Below are 14,288 nucleotides of genomic sequence, written 5' to 3'. Positions count from 1 at the left end.
CCGGACCAGTCGCTACTTCACTACAGAAGCTTCATTCTCGCGTTCTCTCGCCGCTCGCCTATGTTGAGCGGCAATCGGGGAGATTTCCGCCATCAGGAAAGCGTCCACCGCGACGACCTTATCCGCGGCCGCCTGCGCTCTTGCGAGCAAGTCTCGTTGCGCGTGAGAAATGATACCCCTCTCAAGAGCCAGGTTTGCGTCATGGACCCGCTCATTCCGCATCCTCTTTTCAATGGGCGCAGCCTCGGTGACCAGGCGAAAGGCTTCCTCCAGGTCCTTGATGGGATGCTCGGCATGACCCTCGCCGAGATAGAGCGCCGGAGTCAGCCGGTCGCGCTGAGTTGAAGGTTTCATCAGAATCTCCGCCAGCCTTGTCACGAGCCGGTCGGACGGCACGGGATCGGGCACGCCGAAGGGGAAGGCGAGAAAACGGATGAGCCATGCTGCCCAGCGCGCCGGCAGATTGTCCAGCACACCGCGAAACGCGGTGGCAATGCGGCTTTCACCTTCCCGCATCAGATAATCGATGATCGGTCGGTCGTCCGGCTGCCGGCCTTCATCCTCGAAGCGCTTCAGCACCGCGCCGAGCAGGTAAAGCTCCGCAAGGATATCGCCCAGGCGGGCGGAAAGCATCTCCTTGCGCTTCAAAGCGCCTCCCAGAGTGAGAAGCGCCAGGTCTGCCGTCAGCGCGAAGGCCGCCGAATGGCGTGACAGTTTCCTCCAGTACCGGGGCATTGCCGCTCCGCGCGGGGCGGGCCCGATCAGGCCTCCCGACCAGCCCCGAAGGAACGCGCGACCGGCATTCTTCACCGCATGGGCGGCATGCTTCCAGAAGACGTCGTCGAACGCATCGAGCCCGCGCTTTTTGTCGCTATCCGAGAGCGCCAGCAATTCCTTGAGCATGAAGGGATGGGAGCGGATCGCGCCCTGGCCGAAAATCATCAGATTGCGGGTGAGGATATTCGCGCCCTCGACCGTAATGCCGATAGGCACGGAGCGATAGCCCGCGGCCAGGTAATTACGCGGGCCCTCTATGATGCCCTTGCCGCCATGCACATCCATCGCATGCGTCATCGACCGGCGCATGCGCTCGGTGGCATGATACTTCATGATAGCGGAAAGCACGGACGGGCGGTGACCGTGATCAAGGGCGGCAAGCGTCAGCCGCCTTCCGGCATCGATCAAATAGGCATTTGCCGCCATTTCCGCGAGCGGCACCTGCACCCCCTCGAAAAGCCCGATGGGAACGTTGAACTGCGTGCGGATCCGTGCGTAAGCGCCGCTGGCCCTGGCGCACATGGCGGCGGAGGCGGCCGATTGGGAGGGCAGCGAAATGCTGCGCCCCGCGGCAAGCGCGGTCATCAGCATGGTCCAACCCTGACCGATCTGCTTTTCGCCGCCTAAAATGCAGTCGAGCGGCACGAATACGTCCTTGCCGTAGAGCGGGCCATTCTGGAAAAAAGTGAACAGCGGGATATGCCGCTCGCCATGCGAAACGCCCGGCGTGTCGGTCGGAAGCAACACCACCGTAATGCCCAGTTCCTCGCCGCGCCCGAGCAGGTTCTGCGGGTCGCGCATTTTGAAGGCAAGGCCCATCACGGTCGCGATCGGCCCAAGTGTGATGTAGCGCTTGTGGAAATTGAGCCTGATACCGAGCGTCTTCTCTCCTTGCCACAGGCCATATTCTACCACTCCAGTGTCCGTCATGGCCGCGGCATCCGAACCTGCATGGGGCGAGGTGAGGCCGAAACAGGGAATTTCACGACCATCCGCCAGCCGCGGCAGCCAATAATCCCGCTGCTCGTCGGTGCCGAAATGCATGAGAAGCTCGCCGGGCCCGAGCGAATTCGGAACCATGACGCTCACGCCTGCCATCACGCTTGCGGACGAAACCGTGCGAACCACTTCGGAATGGGCGGTATTGGAAAAGCCCAGGCCGCCATATTTTTTCGGGATGATCATGCCGAAGAACTTCTTCTCTCGCATGAAATCCCAGACCTCCTTTGGAAGGTCCCTGTCCCGCCAGTTGAGCTCCCAATCATTCACCATTGCGCAGAGCTCGCGCACCGGCCCGTCCATGAAGGCCTGCTCTTCGGCGGAAAGCCTCGCAGGCGGCATGGCAAGGAGCTCGTTCCAATCGGGATTGCCGGTGAAGAGCGCGCCGTCCCACCAGACCGTACCCGCATCGATGGCTTCCCGCTCGGTGGCCGAGATCGGCGGCATGATGCGGGAGGCCCAATCGAAAATGGGCGCAGTGAGCTTTTCGCGGCGGAACCTGCTGAAATCCATGGCTGCCCTCCGTCATGCGGAACTATAGCAGCAAAGCTCGCCGCGGCTATGCGGTTCCGGCAGAGACGTTAACCTCAGGATTTCTCCGTGCATTCGGCGATGGGCGCGGCGTCCTCGCCTTCCGTTAGGTCATAGAGCGATGCGGAAGCCCCCTTCGTCCACCAGATCAGCTTTCCGCCAGCGTAGCGAACGCCAGAGGCGGCGATACCCGCGGAGGCAACCACCGGTTCGCCTTCATAGTCGAAAACGGCGAGAGAAACCGGCCCCGCATTTACATATTCGACCGACATGGGCGTTCCGCCGCAGTCATAATTCACCGCGACCCGCTCCACCGGGATGTCGCCGGGCAAGTCGATCACCAATTCGGCGGCGCCAGCGGCCGAAGTGAGCGCGGCGAGGACCGCAGCTTGGATGAACAGGCTTCGCATGGTTCACCTCCGATGCGGAATGATAGCCCGCAGCGGAAAATGGCGCAAACCGCTCAGCTCCCCGAGGGAGGTAGCGCGGCCTCGATAAGCTTCTTCGCGTCTTCGCTCGCCCATTCGGCGGGGCCGTTCATATGCGCGAGCAGGCAGCCATCCTCATCAAGTAGCAAGGTGACCGGCAGGCCGAGCGCCAGCCCGCGCGTCTTCAGGTCATTGAAGACGCCCATCGAACTGTCGCGATAATAGGCGAGGGATTTGATGCCGGTTTCCTGCAGGAACGCCTTCGGCTTCTCGTCGTCGCCGCGGTCCACATTGATAGCCACCACTTCGAAACGGTCCGAGCCCATTTCGCTTTCCAGCGCATCGAGCGCCGGCATTTCCGTGCGGCAGGGCACGCACCATGTCGCCCAGAGATTGACGAGCACCGTTTTGCCGGAAAGATCGGCCACGGTCATTGGCTGGCCGTCCGGACCGTTGAAACGAAGGTCTTCGAGCGACTGCGCCTCCTCGGCAGGTAACATCGCGGCCACCTCCCCTCCAATAACAGGGGACAAGGCCTGGGCTCTTTCGAGCTTGGCGCTACAGGCGGCGGTTTCCCCGGTGATTCCCGCAGCGATGTTGCCATCCGGGCCACCGATCACGTATAGGGCAGTCACCCCGGCGATGATGCCTGCGACCGCGGAAAGCGCGACCAGACCAAACGCTGGAAATTTCTTCATCATCGGCATTTCTTACTCCAGCGCCCGGTTACCACGATGAACGAGAACAAAGCCAGCAACCGCATGTGGGGCGGACGTTTTGCCTCAGGTCCCGATGCCATCATGGAAGCGATCAACGCTTCGATCGGTTTCGACAAGAAGCTTTACGCCCAGGACATCCGAGGCAGCCTCGCCCACGCGGCGATGCTCGCCGAGACTGGCATAATCTCCGCCGAGGATGAACGGAAGATCGCTCACGGGCTGAACACGATCCTGTCAGAGATCGAGGACGGGAAGTTCGAGTTTTCGACGAGGCTCGAGGACATTCACATGAATGTCGAGGCACGGCTTGCCGAGCTGATCGGACCGGCCGCTGGCCGGCTGCACACGGCACGTTCCCGCAACGACCAGGTGGCGGTCGACTTCCGCCTTTGGGTGAAGGAGGAACTTCAACGCGTCGATGCCGCGCTGGGCCGGCTGATCGAAGCCTTTCTCACCCGTGCCGAGGAGCACGCGGCAACCGTGATGCCGGGCTTCACGCATCTGCAAACGGCGCAGCCGGTCACCTTCGGCCATCACTTGATGGCTTATGTGGAGATGTTCGGACGCGACCGAAGCCGCGTGCGCGATGCGATCGAGCGGCTTGACGAATGCCCCCTGGGTGCGGCGGCGCTGGCAGGCACGGGCTTCCCGATTGACCGGCAGATGACGGCAAAGGCTCTTGGCTTCCGGGAGCCGACGCGAAACTCCATCGATACGGTTTCGGACCGCGATTTCGCGCTGGAATTCCTTGCCATCGCCTCCATTTGCGGCACACATCTTTCCCGGCTCGCCGAGGAGATCGTCATCTGGTCGACACCGCAATTCGGCTTCATCCGCCTGTCTGACGCGTTTTCGACCGGCTCCTCCATCATGCCGCAGAAGAAGAACCCGGACGCAGCTGAGCTGATCCGCGCCAAGAGTGGGCGCGTCAACGGGCATCTGATCGGCCTCTTGACCGTGATGAAGGGGCTCCCGCTGGCCTATTCCAAGGACATGCAGGAGGATAAGGAGGCGGTCTTCGACACGGCCGAGACGCTCGACCTGATGCTGGCCGCCATGACCGGCATGGTGGGCGATATGGAGGTGAACGCGGCCGCCATGAAGCGGGCCGCTGGCAGCGGCTTCTCCACTGCCACCGATCTCGCCGACTGGCTGGTAAGGGAAGCGGGCCTGCCGTTCCGCGAGGCGCATCACGTGACCGGACGGGCGGTGGCATTGGCCGAGGAGCGCAAATGCGCCCTGGAAAAGCTCCCGCTCTCGGACTTGCAGGCGATCCATCCGGCCATTACGCAAGACGTCTATTCCGTTCTTTCGGTCGGCAATTCCGTGAAAAGCCGCACGTCCTACGGCGGCACGGCTCCAACCGAGGTGCGCCGGCAAATCCGCTATTGGCGCAAACGCCTGAAACGGGATGCAAGGCCGGAGAAAAACAGCTAAAACCCTCAAGAATTTGCAACGGATCGGACGGCAATGAAAGCACAGGCAACGCTCACCCTTCTTGTGCTCGGCCTCGCAGTCGGGCTCTCGGCCTGTGGCCGCAAAGGCCCGCTTGATACGCCCTACGAGGCGGCCGTCGAAGCGCGGCGAGAGGCCGAGCGCAACAACCAGCCTGTTCCGCCCGAGCCGCAAAAGCCCGTCGAAGATCGCCCGTTCATCCTCGACCGGCTGCTTTAAGCCGACGCTGAGTTAGAAAGCTCTTGAAGTGAACCACTTCGAATATCGCGACGGCATGCTGCACGCCGAAGACGTTCCGGTGCCGCGTATTGCGGCCTCTGTTGGAACACCATTCTACTGTTACTCGACAGCTACGCTGACGCGGCATTACCGGGTGTTTTCCGAAGCGCTTTCCGGTCTCGACGCGCTCGTCTGCTACGCCATGAAGGCCAACTCAAACCAGGCGGTGCTGAAGACGCTCGGAAATCTGGGTGCCGGAGCGGATGTCGTTTCGCAAGGCGAGCTTCGCCGCGCTTTGGCGGCCGGAATTCCGGCCGGCAAGATCCTGTTCTCCGGCGTCGGCAAAACAGCTGAAGAGATGGATTTCGCTCTCGCTGCGGGCATCCTGTGCTTCAACGTGGAATCGCTGCCCGAGCTCCAGCTGCTCTCCGCCCGCGCGCAGGCTCTTGGATTGGAGGCGCCCGTTTCCCTGCGCATCAATCCTGACGTAGACGCCAGGACGCATAAGAAGATTTCCACCGGCAAGTCCGAAAACAAGTTCGGCATCCCCTGGAAGGACGCTCGGCAGGCATATGCCAGCGCGGCAGCCCTCCCTGGCCTGAAGGTGACCGGCATCGATATGCATATCGGCAGCCAAATCACCGAGCTGCAGCCCTTCGACCAGGCTTTCGCTCTTCTGACGGAGCTGACGGAGACCCTTCGGGCTGACGGGCACGCCATCAATCACGTGGATCTCGGAGGTGGACTTGGTGTTCCCTACCGGGAAGACAACGAGCCGCCCCCGCTGCCCGATGCCTATGCGGAGGTGGTGCGCAGGCACGTGACGCGGCTGGGCGTGAAAGTGATTTTCGAGCCCGGTCGTCTCATCGTTGGCAATGCGGGCATCCTGGTTTCGCAGGTGCTCTATGTAAAGGAAGGCGAAGCTAAGAACTTCCTGATCGTCGACGCTGCGATGAACGACCTGATACGCCCGACCCTCTACGACGCCTATCACACGATCCGGCCCGTCGTCGAACCGGCGCCGGATGCGCCCCGGCTCAAGGCCGATGTAGTAGGGCCCGTTTGCGAGACGGGGGATTTCCTCGCGCTCGACCGCGATCTTGCCAGAATGGAACCGGGCGCCCTGATCGCCATCGGCACCGCCGGAGCCTATGGCGCGGTGCAGGCAAGCACTTACAATTCAAGGCTGCTGGTTCCGGAAGTGCTGGTCAACGGCGATCGCTTTCACGTCGTGCGACCGCGGCAGACCTATGAAGAGCTGATCGCGCTGGATTCCCTGCCCGACTGGCTTTAGCGCAGGCAGGATTCGCATAGCCTCTCATTAGAACTGGACCAGACTAGCCCCGCACGGCTTGTCTGGCACGGGAATCCGCCAAGCTCGGTTCCCTGGATCCGGCAGGCTCTGCTGCGCCGCGCTTCTTCTCCGAGGTTGCGGCGAGGAAGCGGGCGATCCAGTACTGGATGAGGATGCCTCCCGTCAGAAGCGCGGCATCCTCCATCGCACTCGTATCGAAACGCGCGCGCAGGACCTGCAATGCGATCGAGAGAACCGTCCCGACGGTAAAAACAGCAAGGCTATGCTGCCCGATCAATCTTATGGCACGGAATGCCGGACCTGCCATAAGGCGTGAGACGGCCACCAGATTGGTCAAGACATAGGTCAGCGCCAGCACGTGCAGCAAACGGGGGAGCGCAAGGAAGGTCTTGTCCATTCCGCCGACATAGAAGGGCAGATAGCTGGCGAACGGCAGGGCTCCCAGCCGGAACTGCACCCAAACGAAGGCGAAGCCGAGATAGAACAGGCAGGCCGAGAACAGCCAGCCGTGATAGCCTACCAGCCGGCGCTTGTGGATCATGGCAAGCCCGCCGGCAATGCCTATGGCATAGATCAACTGCCAACTGACCGGGTTGAAGAACCAGCCGCCGGGAAGCGGGTAGTTGGGAAGGTTGATGCGGAAAGTGCCTGCCATGATCCAAACCACGATGGCGACCGCCACCAGGCCGAGCCGGTTCCACAGGCCGATAAGGATGTAGACGGGCGAGATCACGAGAAGCGCCGCATACATCGGCAAGATGTTGAGATAGCCGAGCTGGTGCGTAAGGAGCGGCAGGCCCACCATGGTCTTGAGCGGCTGCTCCAAGAGCGGGGTGAAGTTGACCCGCGGGAGCACGTCGATCGTGTTCAGGAAGACGACGCCCCCGGCCAGGATCGCGATGGCGATCGCCGTGCTGACGATATGCGCCACGTACAAGGTACCGGCGCGCCGCCAGACGCGCATGCAGCCTCTGAGATACTCACCGGCACGAAACAGCCTTGCATAGGCAAGCCCGACCGCAATTCCGGACATCAGCACGAAGGCTTCCGCAGCATCCGAAAAGCCGAAATTGCGCGAGGTGAAGTTCTCGAAAGCGTTTCCCGGGACGTGATTGATGAAGATCATCAGAAGCGCAAGTCCCCGGAATGCGTCGATCCGGAGATCGCGCCCGACGCCTTGCGGCGGAAGTGTAGTGGTCATCGGCTCGTCCCGACCTCGGCAGAGTCGTTGGGTTCGACGATCTTTTCGGCCACGCTTGAAACAGCTGAATCGGCTTTCTCGGCACGCCACCGCGCCAGGACATTCTGTTGCTCACGCATCACTGGCGTCGGCGCCATTTCCTCCGGGGTCGCAAACAGACCCAGGGCCGAGCGGCCCAGAGCGCTGCTCACATAGGAGGTGCCGCTGATTACGAGGGGGGCAGCGACCTGAGGTCCGGCAACGAGAAGCACAAACAGGAGATATTCGGGAGCAAGCCTGTAAGCTGCACCGATTGTGATCAGCCCCACCACCACGATCCACCAGCTGGCGGCCCATGCCTCGCCCAGGCTCACGCGGCCCGCCTCCCGGTTGGCGGCCGGCCATCCTCCATCGGCTCCCGCCAGGATTTCGATCACTGCCCGCGTCTGGAACAGCATCATGATGGGCGCCAGGATGCTCGTGCAGACAATCTCGATCAAAACGCTGACAAAGGCGCGGAAGCTTCCGCCAAAGCGACGGTTCCGGCCCGTAATCATGCCGTCGATCAGGATCAGGAGCTTGGGCCCGAGAAGAAGGCCGACGACGCCCGTAAGCAGCGCCAATGCGTTCGCCGTTTCGACCTTTGGGAAAACCGGCAGGCCCGGGACCGGAAAGTAATCCGGAACGACCATCATTGCGGGCGCAGCTATGCTGGCGGCGAGAAACAACGCCCAGAGCGGAGCGGCCACATACGCCATGATGCCCTGGATGAACACGAACCGGCTCCATCCCTTCAGGCCGGGTGCGGATACAATCCGGCCATGCTGCAGATTGCCCTGGCACCAGCGACGGTCGCGCTTGGCGTAATCGACCACGTTGTCCGGCCCTTCTTCAAAGGAGCCGCGAAGGTCGGGATCAATCCGCACTTTCCAGCCATTGCGTGCAAGGAGGGCAGCCTCGACATAGTCATGACTGAGGATGTGACCGCCAAAAGGCGGCTTCCCCGGCAGTTGCGGAAGACCGCAGCTTTGAGCGAAGGCCCGCGTTCGCGTAATCGCGTTGTGGCCCCAGAAGGGACCTTCCGTGCCTTGCAGCAGGGCAACGCCCTGCGCGTAGATCGGCGAATAATAGGAAGCGGAGAACTGGATCGCGCGCCCGAAAAACGATCGTGCGCGGACGACCTTCGGCAGGGTTTGCAGAAGACCGAGTTGCGGGTCCGCCTCCATGCGACGCACCATCTCCACCATCGTCGAGCCCTCCATCAGGCTGTCGGCGTCAAGGATGATGAGATGATCGTAAAGCGCCCCAGAGGTTTTAATGAAATCAGCGATATTGCCAGCCTTCTTGCCTGGGTTCGATGGCCGGCGGCGATAATAGATGCTGCAGATATGCCCGACTTCCTCCTTGAGCCGGACAAACCAGAACTCTTCCTTTGCGGCAATCCGCGGATCGGTCGTGTCCGAAACGATCGCGAAATCGAACTGGCTGGCGAAGGACGTGCGGCCGATGCTCCGGACCATAGCCGCGACATGGGAGAAGGATTTTACGGGATCCTCATTGTAGACGGGCACGACGACGGCCGTCTTGACGGTGATGGGCCCGCGCATTCTGGGGACGCGGCCACGACGCAGCGAGAAGAGCCCGTTGAGCGCGAGGACCGCCCCCCAAGCGAGCCATGCAGTGCTGAGGGCCAGCAACACGACGCGAACGAGATCCAGCCACTGCAGGCCGTCCGTATTGAAATAGCCTATGGCCAGGTAACTCGCAGTGAGCGCCATCGCCAGGGCAAAGAAAATCGAGGCAGCGCGCCGCATCGTAACCATTCGTAAATATCCCGTCGATCAGGCCGGCTGGCCATTCGTCCGATTATCTGAGGGCCAGCCATTGAAAGAGCGGCCGCAGCAAAATGCTGCGACGGGGGCGCGTCAGCACCTGCTCCGGCATCGCCATTGGAGCTGCCGGCAACGCGCTCTGCTGAAGGATGTGACGTGCCCGCAAGCTTTCCTCAGCGCTGCTCATCGGTTCTTCTCCACTGATACGCCCACGTTTCGGACAGCCGTTTGCCATCCAAAGTCAGATATCCACTCATTTCGACGGGTGCGTCTCCCTCCGGCATAAGGTCGATGGCCAATCGCCATGCGCCATTTGCTTCGACACGCGACACCGCACTGTGCACGATTTCCGCCCTTGTCACAGAAATGCTCGCTTCAACGTTCGAGTCGGCTGAAAGGTTCCCCAGCACGTCGCCTTCGAAGTCCACCACGAACTTGCGCAACCCCTCCGGGTTCTCGACGCCTGACGTGCCACCGACACCGGTGCGAAGGGCGGCTGCCCTTGCAAGCTGCCCCGTCGGCTCCTCGATCGAGCCCCAGGTGAGGCGATAGCGATATTCGAGCTCCTGGCCCGCCTTCACCTCTCCGTCCGGCATCCAGAAAGCGACGATGTTGTCGTTCACTTCGAGCTCGGTGGGGATCTCGACAAGGTTGAGATAACCCTTCCCCCAGTCGTTCAGTGGCTCCACAAGTAGCGAGGGACGACGTTCGTAATGGGCTTCGGCATCCTGATAATGGTCGAAGTTCCGATCGCGCTGGAACAGCCCGAACCCTTTGACGCCCGTCTCGCCAAAGAAGGAATTGGCAAGTTCCTTCGGATTGTTCAGCTGCCGCCACAGCTCCTCGCCGTTGGCGCGCACGATCTTGAAGCCTTCGCTGTCATGGACCTCACCGCGGAAATCGTCGAAGGCATGACGGTTGTTCTCTCCGAAAAGGAACATGGAGGTCATAGGCGCAATGCCCAGTCGCTGGATGTCCTTGCGGATGAATAGCCGGGCGGTCACGTCCATGATCGTGTTCTGCCCGGGCGTGATCTGGAACGCATAAGCCCCCGTGACGCTGGCGCTGTCGAGCGCGGCATACACGATGATCGATTTGTTGCGGCGCCCCGGCTTCTCGATCCAAAAATCGGTGAAGATTGGGAATTCTTCCCCGTCCGACGTCGCCGTGTTCACCGCGAGGCCACGCGCCGAAATGCCATAGATGCTGCCCCGGCCCAATGCACGGAAATAGCTCGCCCCGAGAAAGGAAACGAGTTCGTCCATAACGTCCGGCGTGTTTATCGGGTAGTGCAGACGAAGGCCCGCAACACCCGGGAATTCTATGCCCTTGAATGCCTCGGGATCCACCAGAGGAGCGCGGTACTCGAACATGTCCGAGGTGATGTGCATCCTCGTGGCGGTACCGTTTTCAACGAGATGAAGATGCACGGGTTGTTTGAACAGCCAGCCCGGGTGAAAGGCTTGAAGCTCGAAAGGCGACTCGCCCGCAAAAAAAGATGCCTCGGGCAGGAATCGGATACCGCGATGCTGATCATATGTCAGCTCGGTCACGATTTCCGGCATGGCTTCCTGTACCGGTTGATACTCCTTGGCCGCCTTTTCCTTCATTGCGGCGGTCAGAAGATCGAACGAGAAAGGCTGGGCCTCTTCAGCCGGTGCCGCAGCCGGCGGAGTTGCCGGAATCTGATCCTGGGCAAAAGCGACACTGTTCAGAAATGCGGTCACACCCGCCAGTGCCGCGCCCCCGCCTATAATGAATGAACGTCTGTCCATGAAATCCTGCTTCGATGTGAAGTTTGCGAATGCCCGGATGTCTTCGTCAGAATTGCGGCGAACAGCCCAGGAAGCTGAAAACCTTGGCTAACGCTGCGTAAAATTCAACGACGCGCTGTCATAGAATATGATGATCGAGACGACCTTCTTCCAAGGTCAACGATCATCAAAATCCATCAACTATGGTGGATAGCACACGGTTGCGAACCGACCGCAGAACACTGCCGACGACACAAAAACGCAACGCGAAACCATGAGAGCGTATAAAGCCGACTAGGAAACTCCGTTCCGGGGAACGGCTTCCCGGAAGAGAGCGATCAGGCAACAGCCAGGTCTGCCCGCTCTTAGCGGTAGATCAGCTAAAATGCAAGACTTTCAATACTTTGAAGCAGACCGAAATTGTAATGCAACAGAACCGGTGGTGATCCCGGCAGGATTCGAACCTGCGACCCTCAGATTAGGAATCTGATGCTCTATCCTACTGAGCTACGGGACCCCGTGGACAGGCACTCATAGCGCGTAGAAGCGACGTAGCCAAGCCGAAACGCATGCCGCAAAGACCGCGCAGCACCCGGGTCGAGACATTTTGCCGCTGCCGCAGTTCAGGCGGCGAGTGCCATTTCCGCAAGCCGCACCCAATAGCTCACGCCATAGGGGATGGCCTCGTCATTGAAGTCGTAGGATGGATTGTGAAGGCCTGCGCTGTCGCCATTGCCGATGAAGATCAAGGCGCCAGGGCGGGCAAGAAGCATATAGGAGAAATCTTCTCCTCCCATCATCGGCGGCAAGTCGATGACCACGTTGGCAGATCCGGCCACCTCGCCGGCGACGCCTGACGCGAAATCGGTTTCCGCGGGATTGTTCACGGTCACCGGATAGTTGGGATCATAATCGATCGTTACCGTTGCCCCCTGGGCGCGCGCAACGCCCTCAGCGATTTGATGCAGCCGCTCCTCGGCGAGTTTGCTCACCTCCGGTTTTAGCGTCCGGATCGTTCCCGCCAGTTGGACCTTGTCGGGAATGATGTTGTAGGCGTCACCGCCATGAATTTTCGTGACCGACACCACGAGCGATTCGAGAGGATCAGCCGAGCGAGAAGCGATGGTCTGAAGCCCCACGACGATCTGAGCCGCTGTGACGACGGGGTCGACGCTCTTGTGCGGCATTGCGGCGTGCCCGCCCTTACCCTGCACATCGATCGTGAACTCCGCCGTGGAAGCCATGATCGGGCCGGAACGGATGCCGAACTGGCCGACCGGCATTCCCGGCAGATTGTGCATGCCGAAGACGCGCGTGATCCCGAAACGCTCCATCAGGCCGCCCTTCACCATCTCGTTTCCTCCGCCGCCCCCTTCTTCGGCCGGCTGGAAGATCAGAGCGACAGTGCCCGCGAAATTGCGCGTTTCGGCGAGATATTTGGCTGCTCCCAGCAACATTGCGGTATGACCATCATGCCCGCAGGCATGCATGCGGCCGGGGATGGCGGAGGCATAGGGCCGATCGCCTGCTTCCTGGAGAGGCAGCGCATCCATGTCGGCGCGCAATCCTATGCAGGTCCCCGCGCCGCGATTGCCCTTGATGATGCCGACCACGCCCGTGCGACCGAGGCCCGTGACGATTTCATCACAGCCGAATTCGCGCAGCTTTTCGCTCACGAAGGCGGCGGTCTCATGCACGTCGAACAGGATTTCGGGCTTGCGGTGCAACTCGCGGCGCCAGTTGGTGATCTCTCCGTGAAGCTCAGCAACGCGATTCACAATCGGCATGAAAATTCTTCCCTATGCTTGCGGTCCGCAAGAATTTAGAAACAATGGGCAGGAGACCCGTCATGATAACGACAAATTGCGTTGGCTATCGCAACGGGTGCGTTGGAAAATCCGGTTAAGCGGAAATTTCCCGATGCATCTTATGGATATCGATGGTGGGCAGGCAACACGGAATCGGATGATATGCGGTATTGGCGGAACAGACCGGTCACTCTGCTAGCGGCGCTCTGCCTTTCACTTCTGAGCCTGCCGGCGCTAGCCGGCCCTTATGTTTTGCTCGACGTGGGCAGCGGGCGTGTGCTCGCGCACGAGAACGCTTTTCAACGCTGGTATCCTGCCTCACTGACAAAGCTGATGACGGCCTATGTCATCTTCCGTGAGCTGCAATCGGGCCGAATCCAGCCAAACTCCCCCGTGCGCATTTCTCAGAACGCCGCAAATGAACCGCCGAGCAAAATGGGCTACCCGGTCGGCTCCGTGCTGACGCTCGACAACGCTCTGAAAATCATCATGGTGATCTCGGCCAACGACATCGCCACGGCGACGGCTGAAAGCGTGGCGGGCTCCGAATCCGCTTTTGTCGCGCGTATGAACGCGGAAGCACAGCGTCTGGGGATGGTGGATACGCATTTCATCAACGCCCATGGGTTGCCTGGCCCCGCTCAGTTCACCACCGCACGCGACCTTGCCATTCTCGTGCATGCCCTGCGCGTGGAATTCCCACAATATGCAGGCTATTTCTCCATCGAAGCCGTACGCAACGGGAAGTCGGTCAAGGAGAATACGAATTTCCTGATCGGCCGCTTCGACGGTGCCGATGGAATGAAGACGGGCTATATCTGTTCGTCCGGTTTCAATCTCGTTGCGACAGCCACGCGCGGCCGGCGGACGCTTGCGGCCATCGTGCTTGGCGCCCACTCACAGGTGCAGCGCGCAGAGATCGCCGCTGACCTCTTGACCAGGGGCTTCAAGGCCCCCGGCCTCGGCGGGCCGAACATAGCAAATCTCAAGCGCTATGGAGCCGCGACGGAAGCGGTCGCCGACATCAGGCCGGAAATCTGCTCCCAGGAAGCCGTGGCCCAACGGATGAAGGAGCGCGACGATCAGGGGCGCCTGATCCTGACGTCGCCGCATGTCCATCCTTTGACACGCGAGCCTCAGGTGGTCGCCGTCGGTTTGGGTGGAGCAATGGGCGAAGAACCGGCAAAGCCGCGTTACGCCAATGTGCCCATACCGACGCCCCGGCCTGCCTACTCTCCGCCTGTCGCAGTGGAACAAGGCGGTTGAGCAGC

11 protein-coding genes and 1 tRNA gene are annotated in these 14,288 nt (G+C 60.9%); 4 read left to right on the top strand and 8 right to left on the bottom strand.

The annotated features are described in order from the left end of the window. Positions 1-12: 12 nt before the first annotated feature. From CHEJ32_RS0116610 to CHEJ32_RS0116600, 3 genes are all read right to left on the bottom strand, one after another. Positions 13-2,289: an acyl-CoA dehydrogenase gene (locus tag CHEJ32_RS0116610; RefSeq protein ID WP_028034792.1), complete on the bottom strand. Its 2,277-nt coding sequence runs from the start codon at positions 2,287-2,289 to the stop codon at positions 13-15. Positions 2,290-2,363: 74 nt separating this feature from the next. After that, positions 2,364-2,717: an MliC family protein gene (locus tag CHEJ32_RS0116605; RefSeq protein ID WP_034658632.1), complete on the bottom strand. Its 354-nt coding sequence runs from the start codon at positions 2,715-2,717 to the stop codon at positions 2,364-2,366. Positions 2,718-2,770: 53 nt separating this feature from the next. Beyond that, complete coding sequence (locus tag CHEJ32_RS0116600; RefSeq protein ID WP_028034790.1) at positions 2,771-3,442, bottom strand: TlpA disulfide reductase family protein; 672 nt, start codon at positions 3,440-3,442, stop codon at positions 2,771-2,773. Positions 3,443-3,469: 27 nt separating this feature from the next. Here CHEJ32_RS0116600 and argH point away from each other — a divergent pair, with 27 nt between their 5' ends. The 3 genes from argH to lysA are packed head-to-tail and all read left to right on the top strand — an operon-like array spanning position 3,470 to position 6,422. Next, positions 3,470-4,891 (top strand): argininosuccinate lyase, encoded by a 1,422-nt coding sequence (gene argH, locus CHEJ32_RS0116595; RefSeq protein WP_028034789.1) that lies wholly within the window; start codon positions 3,470-3,472, stop codon positions 4,889-4,891. A 33-nt stretch (positions 4,892-4,924) separates the two neighbouring features. Then, positions 4,925-5,128, top strand: a complete 204-nt coding sequence (locus CHEJ32_RS0116590) for a lipoprotein (protein ID WP_028034788.1) — start codon at positions 4,925-4,927, stop codon at positions 5,126-5,128. Positions 5,129-5,156: 28 nt separating this feature from the next. After that, positions 5,157-6,422, top strand: a complete 1,266-nt coding sequence (gene lysA / locus CHEJ32_RS0116585; RefSeq protein WP_028034787.1) for a diaminopimelate decarboxylase — start codon at positions 5,157-5,159, stop codon at positions 6,420-6,422. A 43-nt stretch (positions 6,423-6,465) separates the two neighbouring features. Here lysA and CHEJ32_RS0116580 read toward each other — a convergent pair whose 3' ends face one another. The 5 genes from CHEJ32_RS0116580 to CHEJ32_RS0116555 all read right to left on the bottom strand — a co-directional run bounded on the left by CHEJ32_RS0116580 (position 6,466) and on the right by CHEJ32_RS0116555 (position 12,996). Further along, positions 6,466-7,644, bottom strand: coding sequence for an OpgC family protein (locus CHEJ32_RS0116580; protein WP_028034786.1), 1,179 nt, complete (start codon positions 7,642-7,644; stop codon positions 6,466-6,468). Next, complete coding sequence (gene mdoH, locus CHEJ32_RS25110) at positions 7,641-9,446, bottom strand: glucans biosynthesis glucosyltransferase MdoH (RefSeq protein ID WP_034658631.1); 1,806 nt, start codon at positions 9,444-9,446, stop codon at positions 7,641-7,643. The genes CHEJ32_RS0116580 and mdoH overlap by 4 nt, the downstream gene beginning before the upstream one ends. A 182-nt stretch (positions 9,447-9,628) precedes the next feature. After that, positions 9,629-11,230, bottom strand: coding sequence for a glucan biosynthesis protein (locus tag CHEJ32_RS0116565; protein WP_028034785.1), 1,602 nt, complete (start codon positions 11,228-11,230; stop codon positions 9,629-9,631). Positions 11,231-11,649: 419 nt separating this feature from the next. Beyond that, positions 11,650-11,726, bottom strand: a tRNA-Arg gene (locus tag CHEJ32_RS0116560). A gap of 106 nt (positions 11,727-11,832) precedes the next feature. Beyond that, the gene (locus tag CHEJ32_RS0116555) at positions 11,833-12,996 is read right to left on the bottom strand and encodes a M20 aminoacylase family protein (protein WP_028034784.1); all 1,164 of its coding nucleotides are present in this window, start codon (positions 12,994-12,996) and stop codon (positions 11,833-11,835) included. Positions 12,997-13,179: 183 nt separating this feature from the next. Here CHEJ32_RS0116555 and CHEJ32_RS25105 point away from each other — a divergent pair, with 183 nt between their 5' ends. Next, positions 13,180-14,283 carry a D-alanyl-D-alanine carboxypeptidase family protein gene (locus CHEJ32_RS25105; protein ID WP_034658643.1) on the top strand — a complete coding sequence of 368 codons (1,104 nt, stop codon included), beginning with the start codon at positions 13,180-13,182 and terminating at the stop codon, positions 14,281-14,283. The last annotated feature ends 5 nt before the right edge of the window (positions 14,284-14,288 follow it).

Origin of the sequence: Chelativorans sp. J32 (assembly GCF_000518985.1) — a bacterium.
Taxonomy (GTDB): Bacteria; Pseudomonadota; Alphaproteobacteria; order Rhizobiales; family Rhizobiaceae; genus Chelativorans.
This window is presented reverse-complemented; position numbering and strand designations above follow the sequence as displayed.

Excerpts from the sequence above, each read along its gene's own strand:
- CHEJ32_RS0116600 (WP_028034790.1), bottom strand. The coding sequence starts at position 3,442 with ATGCCGATGATGAAGAAATTTCCAGCGTTTGGTCTGGTCGCGCTTTCC.
- CHEJ32_RS0116605 (WP_034658632.1), bottom strand. The coding sequence starts at position 2,717 with ATGCGAAGCCTGTTCATCCAAGCTGCGGTCCTCGCCGCGCTCACTTCG.
- mdoH (WP_034658631.1), bottom strand. The coding sequence starts at position 9,446 with ATGGTTACGATGCGGCGCGCTGCCTCGATTTTCTTTGCCCTGGCGATG.
- CHEJ32_RS25105 (WP_034658643.1), top strand. The coding sequence starts at position 13,180 with ATGCGGTATTGGCGGAACAGACCGGTCACTCTGCTAGCGGCGCTCTGC.
- CHEJ32_RS0116565 (WP_028034785.1), bottom strand. The coding sequence starts at position 11,230 with ATGGACAGACGTTCATTCATTATAGGCGGGGGCGCGGCACTGGCGGGT.
- CHEJ32_RS0116580 (WP_028034786.1), bottom strand. The coding sequence starts at position 7,644 with ATGACCACTACACTTCCGCCGCAAGGCGTCGGGCGCGATCTCCGGATC.
- argH (WP_028034789.1), top strand. The coding sequence starts at position 3,470 with ATGAACGAGAACAAAGCCAGCAACCGCATGTGGGGCGGACGTTTTGCC.
- CHEJ32_RS0116610 (WP_028034792.1), bottom strand. The coding sequence starts at position 2,289 with ATGGATTTCAGCAGGTTCCGCCGCGAAAAGCTCACTGCGCCCATTTTC.
- CHEJ32_RS0116555 (WP_028034784.1), bottom strand. The coding sequence starts at position 12,996 with ATGCCGATTGTGAATCGCGTTGCTGAGCTTCACGGAGAGATCACCAAC.
- CHEJ32_RS0116590 (WP_028034788.1), top strand. The coding sequence starts at position 4,925 with ATGAAAGCACAGGCAACGCTCACCCTTCTTGTGCTCGGCCTCGCAGTC.